This is a genomic window from Cystobacter fuscus, assembly GCF_002305875.1.
Classification (GTDB): domain Bacteria; phylum Myxococcota; class Myxococcia; order Myxococcales; family Myxococcaceae; genus Cystobacter; species Cystobacter fuscus_A.
In genome coordinates this window covers 1327056-1340459 of sequence record NZ_CP022098.1, presented here as the reverse complement: position 1 = coordinate 1340459, position 13404 = coordinate 1327056, and the positions used below count along the sequence as shown (strand labels likewise).

Here is a 13404-nt window from a genome sequence, read left to right as displayed (position 1 = left end):
TCCGGCCAATCCCAGGAAGGATGGAGTTGGATGCGTGAAACATGGCAGCGGCCCCCGACCCTGCCGTGCACTTCATACTGGAGCGTCATTGGTACTTCGCTGACTGGCTCGGCCCAGTTCAAGGGGTAGAGACCGGCGTGCACCACGGTCGTTGGGAGACATTGCCGAGCACGGGCGATGTAACAATCGAGGTCCTCCTGACAATCCACCCGGGAGGACCCGGAGCCGGGCTTCTTGCAACCCGCGAGTGAGAGCATCAGCACCAACAGGGCGCGCCTACCCACCCAGGAGGGAGGTGCTCCGCTCATTCATTTCCTCGCGATTCGGGATCGGGTCCGAAGTAACGGACAGGCACATCGAGTTCGTGCAGCGGCAACCGCCGCAGCGCTGAACGCAATGTTCGATGGCCTTCCACTTCCGATTCTGGAGCGGTTTGAAGAAGCTTCAGGAAATCCTGACGCGTCTTTCCGGTCATCAGCGCGACTTCCATCTCCACGCCGTCTTGACTCAAGCCCACGGATTGCCGTTCAAGTTCCAACAAGAAGCTGAATAACGTCTTCCACCATGGGTGCCATCTCTGGCCATCCTCCGCGGAGATGAAGAAATAGGTGAACGAGCCCTTGTACTTGAGATTATCCGTCGGCAGGTCGACGCGTATGGTCGTCACGGGCCCCTTCATGGATCGAAAAATCCTTCCGGCAAGGTATCGATAAACGCAGCTTCCTCAGAGCATCAACGGCTCCGGGCTCGAAAATGGTCTCCAGGAGTCTTGGCATGTCCGGCACAGGCTGAGTCCTGAGCAATCCACTCTTCCGAAGTTGGTCCGCGACAGTACGAGGCAGGGTAATCACGGTGCCACCCACCCTCCCCCCTTCCCGCCCTACCGTCCGCCGCGAAAAGAGCAAGGCGACATGAATGTCCGTCGCCGTGAAAAGGCGCAGCCCGGCCTCCGGCTTGAACATCACGGCTCGCGCATGAGTCGTACCATGGATGAAGAACTCGATAGGCTCATCGAACTCGGGCTTGATTTTCTCGGCGATAAACTCCCTCACGCGGCTGCGGAGGACATCCGCGGAGGCATATGATTGCGCTCCACGCACCACGGACCGGAGCTCCGACGCCCGGGACGCCCGACTCCGCACGTCCACATTCCTCACCGAGGTGACGTGCAGCGCACTCGATTCCCGGGGGAAATCCACATCCTTCTTGGGAATACGGGCCAGCACCTCCTCGAACCGCACCGAGAGCCCTTCGTTCGTCTTGGCCACGGCCGTACGGAGCGAGGAGGCATCCGCTACCTTCTCGACCTTGAATCCCAGGCCCCTGGCACCTCGCACCACGTCATCCGCGTTCCGGCAGTTCCGCAGGATGAAAGCCATCCGCTTGAGCGCCATTGCTCCGGCCTTCACGAGGAGATAGCCCCCCGTTGGAATGGCCACCATGAGCAGCCCCTCCTGAGCACTGGTCGGAACGCCCAGCATCCCCGCGACGAGCACCATCCCATCGGCATACTGACCGGCGGATTTCACCCCGGCCCGGTTCAGCCGACGCACGTAGGCACGACCCTCCCATCCCGACAGAGCCAGCGCCTCCTCGCGCCGCACCTCAGTACCCGCCATGCGCAGGTGGGACAAGATGGTATCGCGCAGCACCACCCCGTAGTCGGCATCCCGTGAGTAGACATCGTCCACGATCACCAGATGACTCTGGAGTTCTTCCAAACGCTTGGGGCTGAGCAGACCCGCTGAATGCAGGCGAAGAACCTCGAAATACAGTTCCTCCGCGGAGCCATCCGAATCCACGTCAAAGGATTTGGAGCTTGCCTCTTCAACCTGGAGGGTTTCGTCAGACGCAGCGCAACCCGCCAGAAGAAGAGTGAGGGCCACACCCAGGACGGCCATGGCTCTGGGTGGCATACTTACACACATGGAGAGCAAGATACTGGGCCGCCCGCCGAAAAAACAAGGATAAACCGGAACCTGGCGACGCAGCCCCGAGCCATCGCGGAAGCAGGTCCCCCCTCCACCTCCGCCTGGGCTGCCCTGACGCCCGGTGCTACTTGGGCGCCGGCTTCGCGTCCGCGGGCAGCGCGGGCGTGGGCGCCGGCTCCGGGAGGCGCGGAATCACCCGCTGGCTGTAGCGGGCGGCGAGCGACTCGGACGTCAGCTCCTCCTGCGCCTGCTTGGGGTTGCTCGCCCACTCGAAGTCCTCGGGCACCTTGCCGCCGCCCTGGGTCTTGTAGCCCATCATGTCCGGGAACTTCGCGGACCACTTGCCACCGGGATCTCCCTCGCGGGTGACGGGCTCACGGGAGGGACGCGGGGTGTAATAGATGCCTTTTTTCATGAGGTCTCTCTCCTAGCAGGAGTGCGCGCGCCCTGGAACCCCTCGCCCGCCTCCTTGCTCTCCAAGGGAGCACGAAGAGTCGGCCCGTGTGACTTGTGCTCGCCGGAAGCTGCGTTACCAGTGGATCATGAACGGTTCACCTGATCAGAACACGGGCGAGGGCATCGCCGAATTCGTCCTCCCCCAGGGTTGCATGCTGTGTGGCGGCGCGGTGAACATCCGCAAGACGCCGGGGGGTGGCGCGCACAGCTATTGCCCCCACTGCCACTGGCTGTCTCGGCCACGGCTGCGCATGCGCGCGGACGGCCTCGAGCTGTCCTTCGCCACCGAGGCCTTCGCCTAGAAGAGCCCGCCTCCCATCAACCACAGGGCCATGGGCACCGTGAGCAACGACAGCGGGATGCCCACCCCCACCATGAGGGCGGACAGCTCGGGGTCCAACCCATGGTCCACCGCGAGGATGGCCCCCGTCACCATCGGCGCCATCCCCGCCTGAAGCACGGTCACCTCGAAAGACAGACGGTCCAGTCGCGGCAGCGCGAGCAGCAACAGCGCGATGCCGAGCGGGGCCAGTACCAACTTGTAGCCCAGCCCCAGACCCAGTGCTTTTCCCCGGCCCCGCAGGCCGGACAGCCGCAACTGGTAGCCCACGGAGAAGAGCGTGAGCGGGGTGAGTGTCGAGCCCAGCCGCGCCAGCACTCCGTCCACCCACGTGGGAAACGCCCACGGGTGGGTGAGCAACGCGAGCACCAGCGCCACCAGGGGCATGAAGCCCACCAGCTTCTTCCACAGCGCCGCCGGGTGGGTCTCCTTCTCGGCGGCGCGCGCGGCGTAGATCGTCGCCACCGTGGCCAGCGCCAGGAACGAGCCCAACTGGTCGATGACCACCGCCACCCGCAGGGCCTCGGGACCGCGCAGGCCCTCGATGAGCGGCAGGCCCACGAACGACGTGTTGCCCAGACCCCCCGTGAGCACCAGCGCCGCCACGCTGTCGGGCGCCAGCCCCAGCCGAGGCCCCACGGCCCGGAACAGCAACAAGGCCACGCCGAAGATGACCCAGGGCACGGCGGCGGACAGCAGCAGCTCGGGCACCAACGTGAGCCCGTGCACCGAGCGCAGCACCAGCGCGGGCAGCGCCACGTTGATGACATAGGCGTTGATGACGTGCGCCGTGTGCTCGTGGAAACGGCCACTGCGCCGGGCGGCCATCCCCAGCAGGAGGCTGGTGAACAGCAGGCCGAGAACGGAAATCATGACACCTGCCTCATGAAGGGCGTTTGAGCACCAGGGGCCACAGCTCCGCCAGCGCGGCACGCAGCTCGGTCGCGTTGCGGTAACGGTCCTCCGGGCGCTTCTCCATCAACTTCAACACGACGCGTTCGAACGGCTCCGGCAGCGCCGGACACAGCAGCCGGGGAGGCCGGGGCGCTTCCTGCACGTGCAGGAACATCAACGGCACGGGCTGCGAATGGCGGAAGGGCAGCTGCCCGGTGAACAACTCGTAGGCCACCACGCCCAGGGAGTACAGGTCCGAGGCGGGTGACACGGGGGGAGAGCCCATCACCTGCTCGGGCGCCATGTACTCCGGAGTGCCGAGCGTGGCCCCCTGGGTGGTGGTGCCCGGCACATGCGTGCTCTTGGCCAGGCCGAAGTCCATCAACTTGAGCACCCCCGTCCGGGTGATGAAGAGGTTGCCGGGCTTGATGTCCCGGTGCAGCACCCCGCGCGCGTGCGCGTGCTCCAGGGCCACGGTGGCATGGGTGAGCCAGCGCAGGGCACCGGCCAGCGTGGGCCGCCGCTCCTGCAGGAGCTGGCGCAGGTCCATGCCCGCGAGCAACTCCACGGTCAGGAAGTGCCGCTCCCCGTCCCACCCCACGTCGAAGACGCGCAGGATGTTGACGTGCTCCAGCGCGCGCGCGTGCTCCACCTCGCGGCGAAAGCGCGTGACCAGCGTCTCTTCCGCGTGTGGCACCGCCAGGACCTTGAGCGCCACATGCTGGTTCGTCTGGAGGTCCAGCACCTCGTACACCGCGGCGGTTCCTCCCGCGCCCAGCCACTTGCGCACCTGGTAGCGGTCCGCGATCACCTGGCCCGGCACCAGGCCACGCGCCGTGACGGAGGCGGGCACGGGCGTCGCCGCCCCCTGGATCAGCGTGCCACGAGGGGACACCGGTGGCGTCGCCGGCCGCAGGGTCCGCTCCAGTGACAGGCCCTGGGGCTCGCCCGGAGGCGACGCGGGATGCCCTGGCGACGAGTCGCTCAGGTACGTCACCCCACCGGCATCATCATCCATCGAGTGCACCGCATCCTCCTCCCGCCAGCGCCGCGGCTGGCCCGTCCCCGCTCACGTCTCCAGCAACGACACGTGGGACGGGGCCCCATTGCCCTCGATGTCCAGGTGGGGCGTGGGCAGGTTGTACTCGGCCGCGGCGGTGGTGGCCTCCACCATGATGGGGCCGGCGATCTCCGGGGGCTCGCCCTGGCACAGCAGATCCACCACGTGCTCCAGCGTCCACTTGCCCAGGCGTTTCACCACCAGGCGCGAGCCCTCGAACTGGGCCGTGTCCGGCAACTGATGGCTGGCCGTGAGCTTGGCCTCCACCGAGTCTCCCAGGTAGCCGCGCGCCAACGACAGCACCCGGTCCACCACCGTGTTCCAGGCCTGGAGGTGCGTGCGATCCTGCGCCTCGTCGATGATGTCCAGGCCCACCTGCAGCCGCTCCATGCGCTCGAGGAACTGCTGCACCAGGGGGCCCCGGATGATGCGGCCATGCTGCGGGGCGATGATCTCCACCGCGGGCGTCAGCTTGCGGATGGCCGCCACCGCGCGCGCCAGCGCCGTGTTCACCGGCATGTAGATTTGATGGAAGGCGCGGATGCCCGACCAGTCGGACTCGTCCGCCCACAGGCCCTGGGCCTTGGAGTCGGTGAGACCCCCGAAGAGGTCTCCCGTGAAGAGCACGCGCGTCTGCGGATCGTAGAGCATCACCGCGCCCCGGAAGTGGCAGAAGGGCGAGGGCACGGGCAGCAGCTTGTGGCCGGTGGGCACGCTCAGCCCCTGGGCGAACTTCTCCGTGGGGATGAAGCGGTTGCGCGGCAGGTTCTGGTGGACGATGAGCCTCCAGGTGTCCTCGGAGCACAGGATGCTCGCGCGCGGCGAGTAGCGCGCGGAGATGATGCTCGCCGAGGAGCCCACGTCCGGATCCTGGTGGTTGATGAACAGCGCCGACAGCCGCTCCATGCCACCAATGAGCGAGGCGACCTTGGTGTGGATGATGGAGAAGTCGCTGCTCGAACCCGGATCGATGAGGAGGTTGAACTCCGCTGGCTTCTGCGTCCTCGAGTCCGTGCCACGGAAGCGGCGCAGATAGGGGTTGGCGTAGAAGATGTTGCCGGGTTCGCGCTTGCCCACCCAGAAGGTCTCGGGGGCGATCTCCACGGGCACCCGATGGGGATCCTGGGGGTGGTTCGGCGTCAGGGTACCGCTGCTCATGACGTTCCTTCGCTCAAGAGGGGGCTCGACGGAAGCGAGATTAACAGCCCAGGCGCCGCCGCGATGGCCATCGCTCCAGACAGACGGCCTGGAGGGCGCTCCCCCCTGCTATCCCCTGGCGCTCGCGAGGTCCACTCCCGCAGACTCCCTTCCCGACATGAGTGACCTGGGCGGACGGTGGGCGAAGGAAGCGAGGGCGCTGGTGGGCGGCCTGCCGAGCACCTACTGGTACCTCTGGACGGGCACGCTGGTGAACCGCCTGGGCTCCTTCGTGGTGCCCTTCCTCGCGCTCTACCTCACGCGTGAACGCGGCTTCCGGGTGGAGGAGGCCGGAGGGGTGGTGGCCCTGCACGGCGCGGGCGCCGTGCTCGCGGGACTGGTGGGTGGAACGCTGGCGGACCGCATCGGCCGGCGCGCGACCCTGCTCGTGGGGCTGTGGCTCGGCTCGGTGGCGATGCTCGCGCTCGGCCTGGCCCGGGACACCTGGCAGATCTGCGCCGCCGCCTTCCTGCTCGGCCTGCTGGGCGAGCAGTACCGGCCCGCCGTGTCCGCGGCCATCGCGGACGTGGTCCCCCCCGAGCACCGCGCCCGCGCCTACAGCCTGCTGTATTGGATCATCAACGTGGGCTTCTCGCTCGCCCTGCCCCTCGGGGGATTCGCCTCGCGCGCGGGCTTCCTCACCCTCTTCGTCGCGGACGCCTGCACCACCTTCCTCTATGGCGTCATCGTCTGGTGGAAGGTGCCGGAGACGCGCCCCGCCCACCTGCCGCGCACCGAGGCCACCGCCGCGCGCTCGCCGCCCTCGTTCGCGCCCTTCCAGGACACGGTGTTCCTCGGCTTCGCCCTGCCCATCCTGCTCACCGCGATGATCTTCATGCAGTACAACGTGACGCTGCCCCTGGACCTGGCGGCGCGGGGCATGACCCCGGCCACGTTCGGCGTCGTGCTCTCGGCCAACGGCCTGCTCGTGGTGCTCCTGCAACCCTTCGTCGGCCGGCTCCTGGGCTCGATGCGGCGCTCCACGGCGCTCGCGGCGGCCTCGGCCCTCACGGGGCTGGGCTTCGGGCTGCACGGGCTCGGCGCGCACGTCCCCCTCGCCCTGTTCGCGGTCACGGTGTGGTCGATTGGCGAGGTGCTCCAGGCCCCCGTGGCCTCGGCCGTGGTGGCCGACCTCGCCCCGCCCCACCAGCGCGGCGTCTACCAGGGCGCGTACGCCACCCTGTGGGCCGGCTCCGCCTGCCTCTCGCCCCTGCTCGGCACCTGGCTGCTCGGACACCTCGGCCGCGCGGCCCTGTGGGGAGGCTGCCTCACGGTGGGCCTGTTCGCGGCCACCTGGCACCTGGCCGCCGCCTCCTCCCGCCGCCGCCACATGGACGCCCTGCGCCAGCTCTACCCCGACGTGAGCACCGCGCGCGACTGAGCCCCGTCGCGCCCGCCTTCCAGCCACTCACTCGAATGCCCGCTCGCCCCCCGCACCCCTGGCGCGGTGTGTCATCCACTTCGCTTCGCGTGAAGGAGTGCTCACCAGTCGGCACCCGAGATGTCCTCGAGTGTCAATGATCCACGGAACAGGCAGCCGAGAGCCCGGACAGTCACCACTGTGAAGTGCCTGTCATGAATCCCTACCTCCTCACCGCCTTCCTCTCACACGCCGTCCTCGTACCGGGAGTGACGCTGGCCCAGGCCAACCCCCCGCCCGCACCTCCCCAGGAAGCCGCCGCGCAGCCACCTCAGCCCGAGGTGTCGGACCCGATGCTGGCCCCCGTCCCCCCGGCTCCCGTCCAGGTGAGCACCTGGGACGAGGCGCTCCAGATGCTGCGCCAGCGCTCCACGGAGCTGGGGACCGCGCTGGCCCGGGTGGAGACGGCCTCGGGTCAGCGGCGCGTGGCGCTCGCGGGGCTGCTGCCCACCCTCAATGGCTCCGCCTCCGTCCAGCACAACCTGCTCGGCCCCACCGTGGCGCTCGGAGGCGTGCCCGGAAACGGAACGGGCGGCGGCGGAACGGGTGGAGGTGGAGTGGGCGGCGGCGTGGGCGGTCTCACGACGACCTCGCCCCTGGGCACCGCCAATGTGGCGGCCTCCCTGCCCCTGTTCGATCTCCAGGCGGTCCACTCCCTGCGCGCGGCGGACGCAACACGCCAGGCCGCGGAGTTCTCCCTCGACGAGACGCGGCGGCAACTCACCCGCACGCTCGCCCAGACCCTGGCCCAGGTGGCCGCCTCCGAGCGCCTCGTCGAGGTGAACCGCGTCAACCTGCGCTCCTCTCTCGAGCGGCTGGCGCTCGCGCAACGGCGGATGGAGCTGGGCGCGGGCACCCGCCTGGATGTCATCCGCCTGGAGCAGGACGCGGAGGCGGCACGCGCCTCGGTGGTGTCCGGCGACGAATCGCTGCGTCAGGCACGCGACGCCCTGGGCTTCCTGCTGGGCAGCCCCCAGCCGGTCGGGCTCGGCCGCGGGCTGTCCCTGGAGGAGTTGCTCGCCGGGGGCCAACGGGAGTGCCGAGCACTACAGGAGCTCCAGCAGCGGCCAGACCAGGCGGCGGCACGCGCCCAGGTAGAGGCCGCGGAGCGCTCGGTGTCGGCGGCGCGCTCCCAGTACCTGCCGACCCTGCAGGCACAAAGCAGCGTGGTGGCGCTCACGGTGGACCCGGGCTTCGCGCGCGTGCCCATCTGGAACATCGGCGCGGTGCTCACCCTGCCTTTCTATGACGGCGGCGTGCGCGAGGGTCGGGTGTGGCAGGCGCGGGCCCAGGAGGAAACGGCGAGACAGGCGGCGGTGAACGTGGAGCGCTCGGCCACGGTGGAGGTTCGCCGCGTGCGCCGCAACGTGGACGTGGCGGGCGAGCAGCAGCGCATCGCCCAGCGCGCGAGGGAGCTGGCGGCGGAGAACGACCGGCTCACCCGCCGCTCCTTCGAGGTGGGAGCGGGGACGAGTCAGGACCTGGTGGTGTCGGCGGCGGCGCTGCGGCAGGCGGAGCTGAACCTGGTGGTGAGCGAACTCCAGTTCTTCCAGGCGCGAATCGAGTCATTCTTGGTGGAGGCAGCATGCGACTGGTGAGTCGTGGTGTAGGGGTGTGGTTGACGGTGCTGGCCCTGGCCGGCTGCCAGAGTTCCGGCGGCAACGCGGGCGGCCCCCAGCAAGGAGCGGGAGGGCCCGGAGGACCAGGAGGCGCCGCCGCGGGCAAGCCCATGCAGGTGGAGGTATTGAAGCTCGAGCCCGGTCCGGTGCGCGACATCGGCGAGTACCTGGGCACGCTCATCTCCCGGCGCAGCATCAACCTCTACCCGCAGGTGGCGGGCTACGTGCAGCGCATCGCGGTGAGGCCCGGCGAGCAGGTGAAGCAGGGCCAGCTGCTGCTGGAAGTGGATCCCCGAATCGGACGCGCGGGAGTGCAGAGCGCCGAGGCCCAGCGCAGCTCGGCCCTGGCCCAGCGCCAGTTCGCCCAGAGCACGCGTCAGCGCGCCGAGCAGTTGCTGCGCGAGGGGCTCATGAGCCGTCAGGACTATGAGCAGGCGGTGTCGCAGGCGGCGGCCGCCGAGGCCAGCGCGCGCAACGCCGAGGCCCAACTGTCACAGCAGCAGGTGGAGCTCGGCTTCTACCGGGTGACGGCGCCCTTCGACGGCGTGGTGGGCAACATCCCGGTGAAGGTGGGCGACTACGTCACGCCCCAGGTGGTGCTCACCAACGTGGACCAGAGCCGCGCCCTGGAGCTGTCCGTGTTCGTTCCCGAGGAGCGCGTGGCGGACGTAGAGGTGGGACGCACGCCCCTGGAGGTGCTCGATCAGGACGGCAAGCCGGTGGTGAGCGCCCCCGTCTTCTTCGTGGCCCCCACGCCCAACCCGACGACACAGCTCGTGGAGCTCAAGGCCGCCTTCGACAACGAGGTGGGGCTGCGCAACGGCCAGGTGGTGCACGCCCAGGTGGTGTACTCCGTCCGCGAGGCCCTGCGCCTGCCCACGTATGCCGTGTCCCAGCAGAGCAGCCAGTTCTTCGCCACCGTCGTGGCCGAGGGGGATGGTGGCGTCAGCGTGGCACAGCGCACGCCGGTGAAGCTCGGTCAGCTCCAGGACAACCACTACGAAGTGCTCGGGGGCCTGAAGCAGGGCACGCCCGTCATCATCGGCTCGCTGCAGGCCATCCGCGACGGCCAGCCCATCGAGCCCAAACCGGCGAAGCCGAGGCCGGAGCAGGAGGAGCAGGGTGTGGGAGGCGCCGCGAACACGGGCACGGGCGAGCCCGCCGACGCGGGCACCGCGGGCCCTCGCGACGCGGGCACGGGCACGGACGGGGGCAGGTGACGACACATGTTCTCCGACTTCTTCATCAAGCGGCCCATCTTCGCGAGCGTCATCTCCATCCTCATCACGCTGGTGGGCGCCATCACCATCCCCAGCCTGCCCATCGAGCAGTACCCCAACCTGGCCGCGCCCCAGGTGACGGTGACGGCCAACTACCTGGGCGCCTCCGCCGAGACGGTGGAGAGCGCGGTGACGACGGTGCTGGAGCGTCAGCTCAACGGCCTGGAGGGCATGCGCTACATCTCCTCCACCAGCAGCAACAACGGCCAGAGCACCATCATCATCACCTTCGATCCGGAGCGCGACATCGACGTGGCGGCGGTGGACGTGCAGAACCGCGTCGCCACCGCCTCGGCGCGTCTGCCCTCGGAGGTGAACGCGCTGGGCATCGTCATCAACAAGGCACAGTCCCAACTGCTCGTCTCCTACGGCCTGTATGACAAGGAGAAGCGCTATGACATCGGCTTCCTGAGCAACTACGCGGACGTGTACATCCGCGACGCGCTCCTGCGCGTCAAGGGCGTGGGCGACGTGCGCATCTTCGGCGAGCGCCGCTTCGCCATGCGACTGTGGTTGGACCCCACCAAGCTCGCCAGCCGCGGCCTCACCGCCGCGGACGTGACGAACGCGCTGCGCGAGCAGAACGTGCAGGTGGCCGCCGGCCAGGTGGGCCAGCCTCCCGCGCCCACGGGCCAGTCGTTCCAGATCAACGTGCAGGTGCTCGGCCAGCTCTCCACGCCCCAGCAGTTCGAGAACATCGTCGTGCAGCGCGGCCAGGATGGCTCGCTCGTGCAGGTGCGGGACATCGGCCGGGTGGAGCTGGGCGCGGAGAACTACAACCAGCTCCTGCGCTTCAACGGACGGGAGGCGGTGGGCCTGGGCATCTCCCAGCTCGCCGGCTCCAACGCCCTGGAGGTGCGCGCGAACGTGGAGAAGGAGCTCGAGCGGCTCAAGGCCAACTTCCCGCCGGGGCTCGTGTACGAGCGCGCCTTCGACACCACGATCGCGGTGCAGTCCTCCATCGACGGGGTGATCCACACGCTGTTCGAGGCCATCGTGCTCGTCATCGTCGTGGTCTTCATCTTCCTGCACGGCTGGCGCAGCATCCTCGTGGTGGCCACGACCCTGCCGGTGTCGCTCATCGGCACGTTCGCCTTCGTGAGCGCGTTCGGCTTCTCGCTCAACATGCTGACGCTGCTCGGCCTGACGCTCGCCACGGGCCTCGTGGTGGATGACGCCATCGTGGTCATCGAGAACGTCGAGCGCGTCATGGAGCAGGAAGGGGTGGACGCGCGCGAGGCGACCCACCGGAGCATGAAGCAGGTGGGCGGCGCGGTGGTGGCCACGGCCCTGGTGCTCTCCGCGGTGTTCGTCCCGGTGTCCTTCTTCCCGGGCACCTCGGGCTCCATCTACCGGCAGTTCGCCCTCACGCTCGCCTTCTCCATCAGCCTGTCGGCGCTCGTGGCCCTCACGCTGTCGCCCGCGCTGTGCGCCATCCTGCTGCGGCCCCATGAGGGCACCAAGTGGCGCGTCTTCCGCTGGGTGGACCACACCATGGACGCCTTCCGCGACCGCTACGCGCGCTTCCTCGGCCGGCTGCTCGGGCCGCGCATGCGCTGGGCGCTGCTGGGCCTGTTCGTGGTGCTCATCGGCGTCACCGCGCTGCTCTACCGCATCACCCCCACCGGCTTCATCCCGGAGGAGGACCAGGGCTACCTCATCGTCGCGGTGCAGGGCCCCGAGGGCTCGTCACTGGACTACACCAAGCAGGTGCTCCTCCAGGCCGAGAACGTGCTCCAGCAGCAGAAGGAGGTGTCGGGCCTGTTCACCGTGGGCGGCTTCTCGGTGCTGGGCACCGGCCCCAACTACGGCACGCTCTTCGTCAACCTGAAGCCCTGGGAAGAGCGCAAGGAGAAGGAGCAGAGCCTGGCGGGCATCATCGAGCGGCTGCGCGGGCCGTTCGCCGCCATTCCCGGAGCGCGGGTGCTCGCCTTCCAGCCGCCCACCATCCGCGGCGTGGGCAGCGTGGGTGGCTTCGAGTTCGTCCTGGAGGATCAGCTCGGCACGCGCACGCTCGACGAGCTGTCCGCGGCCACGCAGCAGCTCACGGGCCAGGCCAACCAGGGAGGACAGCTGCGCGGCGTCTTCTCCTCCTTCACCGCCACCACCCCGCTGCTCACCGTGTCGGTGGACCGGGAGAAGGCCAAGGCGCTGGGCGTGTCCCTGGACTCGCTCTACTCCACGCTGCAGATCTTCATGGGCAGCCAGTACGTGAATGATTTCACGCTCACCAACCGCGTCTACCGCGTCTACGTGCAAGCGGCCACGCCCTTCCGCAACGAGCCACGCGACATCTCCTCCTTCTACGTGCGCTCCACCACGGGCCAGATGGTGCCCCTGGAGAGCCTCATCACGGTGAAGCCCGTCACCACCGCGCAGAACATCCAGCACTACAACCTGTTCCGCTCGGCCACCATCAACGGCCAGGGCGCTCCGGGCACCAGTACCGGCCAGGCACTCGAGGCCATGGAGACCGTCGCCCGGCAGAACCTGCCCAACGGCTACGCCTTCGAGTGGACGGGCCTGTCGCGCGAGCAGAAGGAAGCGGGCGGCAAGGTGCTGCTCATCTTCGCGCTGGGCATCGTGTTCGTGTTCCTGGTGCTGTCGGCCCAGTACGAGAGCTTCGCCCTGCCCTTCGTCATCATGCTCGCGGTGCCCGTGGCCATGATGGGGGCGCTGGGATTCCAGTTGATGAGAGGGCTCGTCAACGACGTCTTCTGCCAGGTGGGCCTGTTGATGCTGGTGGGCCTCGCCTGCAAGAACGCCGTGCTCATCGTGGAGTTCGCCGAGCAGCTGCGCCACCAGGGCAAGGGCGTGGTGGAGGCCGTCATCCAGGCGGCGGACACGCGCCTGCGCCCCATCCTGATGACGTCCTTCGCCTTCCTCCTGGGCGTGCTGCCCCTGTTGCTGGCGTCGGGCGCGGGCTCCTCCTCGCGCAAGTCCCTGGGCACGGCGGTGTTCGGCGGCATGCTCCTGTCCACCTTCATCAACCTCATCTTCATCCCCGTGCTCTACACGCTGGTGGAGACGGCCCGATCCCGGCTGCTCAAGCGCCACGAGCACGCCCGGCCGCCTCCGCCCTCGCGGCCCACCGGGGGCGAGGGAACACCGCACCCGGCGTGACGGGATTCACGGGACGAGGGTAAAGACAGACGGCGGCGGGTGGAGCCGAGGAGGCCCGCCCGCCGCCGTTCCCTTTTCAGCGGC

At 68.7% G+C, this 13404-nt stretch carries 11 protein-coding genes; 5 read left to right on the top strand and 6 right to left on the bottom strand.

The genetic code is table 11. From position 1 onward, the window contains the following. Positions 1–304: 304 nt before the first annotated feature. The 3 genes from CYFUS_RS50340 to CYFUS_RS05585 form a co-directional block, all read right to left on the bottom strand. The gene (locus CYFUS_RS50340; RefSeq protein WP_157758255.1) at positions 305–667 is read right to left on the bottom strand and encodes a hypothetical protein; all 363 of its coding nucleotides are present in this window, start codon (positions 665–667) and stop codon (positions 305–307) included. Continuing rightward, the gene (locus CYFUS_RS05590) at positions 633–1901 is read right to left on the bottom strand and encodes a hypothetical protein (RefSeq protein ID WP_095984287.1); all 1269 of its coding nucleotides are present in this window, start codon (positions 1899–1901) and stop codon (positions 633–635) included. The genes CYFUS_RS50340 and CYFUS_RS05590 overlap by 35 nt, the downstream gene beginning before the upstream one ends. A 154-nt stretch (positions 1902–2055) precedes the next feature. Beyond that, the gene (locus CYFUS_RS05585) at positions 2056–2346 is read right to left on the bottom strand and encodes a hypothetical protein (protein WP_095984286.1); all 291 of its coding nucleotides are present in this window, start codon (positions 2344–2346) and stop codon (positions 2056–2058) included. 127 nt (positions 2347–2473) lie between these two features. Here CYFUS_RS05585 and CYFUS_RS05580 point away from each other — a divergent pair, with 127 nt between their 5' ends. Then, entirely contained in the window at positions 2474–2689 is a 216-nt protein-coding gene (locus CYFUS_RS05580; protein WP_002621833.1) for a hypothetical protein, read from the top strand. On the opposite strand, the gene CYFUS_RS05575 is transcribed toward CYFUS_RS05580, so the two are convergent. The 3 genes from CYFUS_RS05575 to CYFUS_RS05565 are packed head-to-tail and all read right to left on the bottom strand — an operon-like array spanning position 2686 to position 5839. After that, the gene (locus tag CYFUS_RS05575) at positions 2686–3600 is read right to left on the bottom strand and encodes an AEC family transporter (protein ID WP_095984285.1); all 915 of its coding nucleotides are present in this window, start codon (positions 3598–3600) and stop codon (positions 2686–2688) included. The two genes, CYFUS_RS05580 and CYFUS_RS05575, sit on opposite strands and share 4 nt — an antisense overlap. A 10-nt stretch (positions 3601–3610) precedes the next feature. Beyond that, positions 3611–4648: a serine/threonine-protein kinase gene (locus tag CYFUS_RS05570; protein ID WP_095984284.1), complete on the bottom strand. Its 1038-nt coding sequence runs from the start codon at positions 4646–4648 to the stop codon at positions 3611–3613. A 42-nt stretch (positions 4649–4690) separates the two neighbouring features. Then, a complete protein-coding gene (locus CYFUS_RS05565) occupies positions 4691–5839 on the bottom strand; it encodes a hypothetical protein (RefSeq protein ID WP_095984283.1) in 1149 nt (382 codons plus the stop codon). 157 nt (positions 5840–5996) lie between these two features. Here CYFUS_RS05565 and CYFUS_RS05560 point away from each other — a divergent pair, with 157 nt between their 5' ends. The 4 genes from CYFUS_RS05560 (at position 5997) to CYFUS_RS05545 (ending at position 13320) form a co-directional block, all read left to right on the top strand. Further along, positions 5997–7259, top strand: coding sequence for an MDR family MFS transporter (locus CYFUS_RS05560; protein WP_095984282.1), 1263 nt, complete (start codon positions 5997–5999; stop codon positions 7257–7259). 194 nt (positions 7260–7453) lie between these two features. Further along, complete coding sequence (locus CYFUS_RS05555; protein ID WP_095984281.1) at positions 7454–8896, top strand: TolC family protein; 1443 nt, start codon at positions 7454–7456, stop codon at positions 8894–8896. After that, entirely contained in the window at positions 8884–10137 is a 1254-nt protein-coding gene (locus CYFUS_RS05550) for an efflux RND transporter periplasmic adaptor subunit (RefSeq protein ID WP_232537388.1), read from the top strand. Before CYFUS_RS05555 ends, CYFUS_RS05550 begins: the two co-directional genes overlap by 13 nt. Positions 10138–10143: 6 nt before the next feature. After that, the gene (locus CYFUS_RS05545; protein ID WP_095984280.1) at positions 10144–13320 is read left to right on the top strand and encodes an efflux RND transporter permease subunit; all 3177 of its coding nucleotides are present in this window, start codon (positions 10144–10146) and stop codon (positions 13318–13320) included. The last annotated feature ends 84 nt before the right edge of the window (positions 13321–13404 follow it).

Coding starts and splice junctions, on each gene's coding strand:
- CYFUS_RS05590 (WP_095984287.1), bottom strand. CDS start 1,901: ATGGCCGTCCTGGGTGTGGCCCTCACTCTTCTTCTGGCGGGTTGCGCT.
- CYFUS_RS05585 (WP_095984286.1), bottom strand. CDS start 2,346: ATGAAAAAAGGCATCTATTACACCCCGCGTCCCTCCCGTGAGCCCGTC.
- CYFUS_RS05580 (WP_002621833.1), top strand. CDS start 2,474: ATGAACGGTTCACCTGATCAGAACACGGGCGAGGGCATCGCCGAATTC.
- CYFUS_RS05575 (WP_095984285.1), bottom strand. CDS start 3,600: ATGATTTCCGTTCTCGGCCTGCTGTTCACCAGCCTCCTGCTGGGGATG.
- CYFUS_RS05565 (WP_095984283.1), bottom strand. CDS start 5,839: ATGAGCAGCGGTACCCTGACGCCGAACCACCCCCAGGATCCCCATCGG.
- CYFUS_RS05560 (WP_095984282.1), top strand. CDS start 5,997: ATGAGTGACCTGGGCGGACGGTGGGCGAAGGAAGCGAGGGCGCTGGTG.
- CYFUS_RS05555 (WP_095984281.1), top strand. CDS start 7,454: ATGAATCCCTACCTCCTCACCGCCTTCCTCTCACACGCCGTCCTCGTA.
- CYFUS_RS05550 (WP_232537388.1), top strand. CDS start 8,884: ATGCGACTGGTGAGTCGTGGTGTAGGGGTGTGGTTGACGGTGCTGGCC.
- CYFUS_RS05545 (WP_095984280.1), top strand. CDS start 10,144: ATGTTCTCCGACTTCTTCATCAAGCGGCCCATCTTCGCGAGCGTCATC.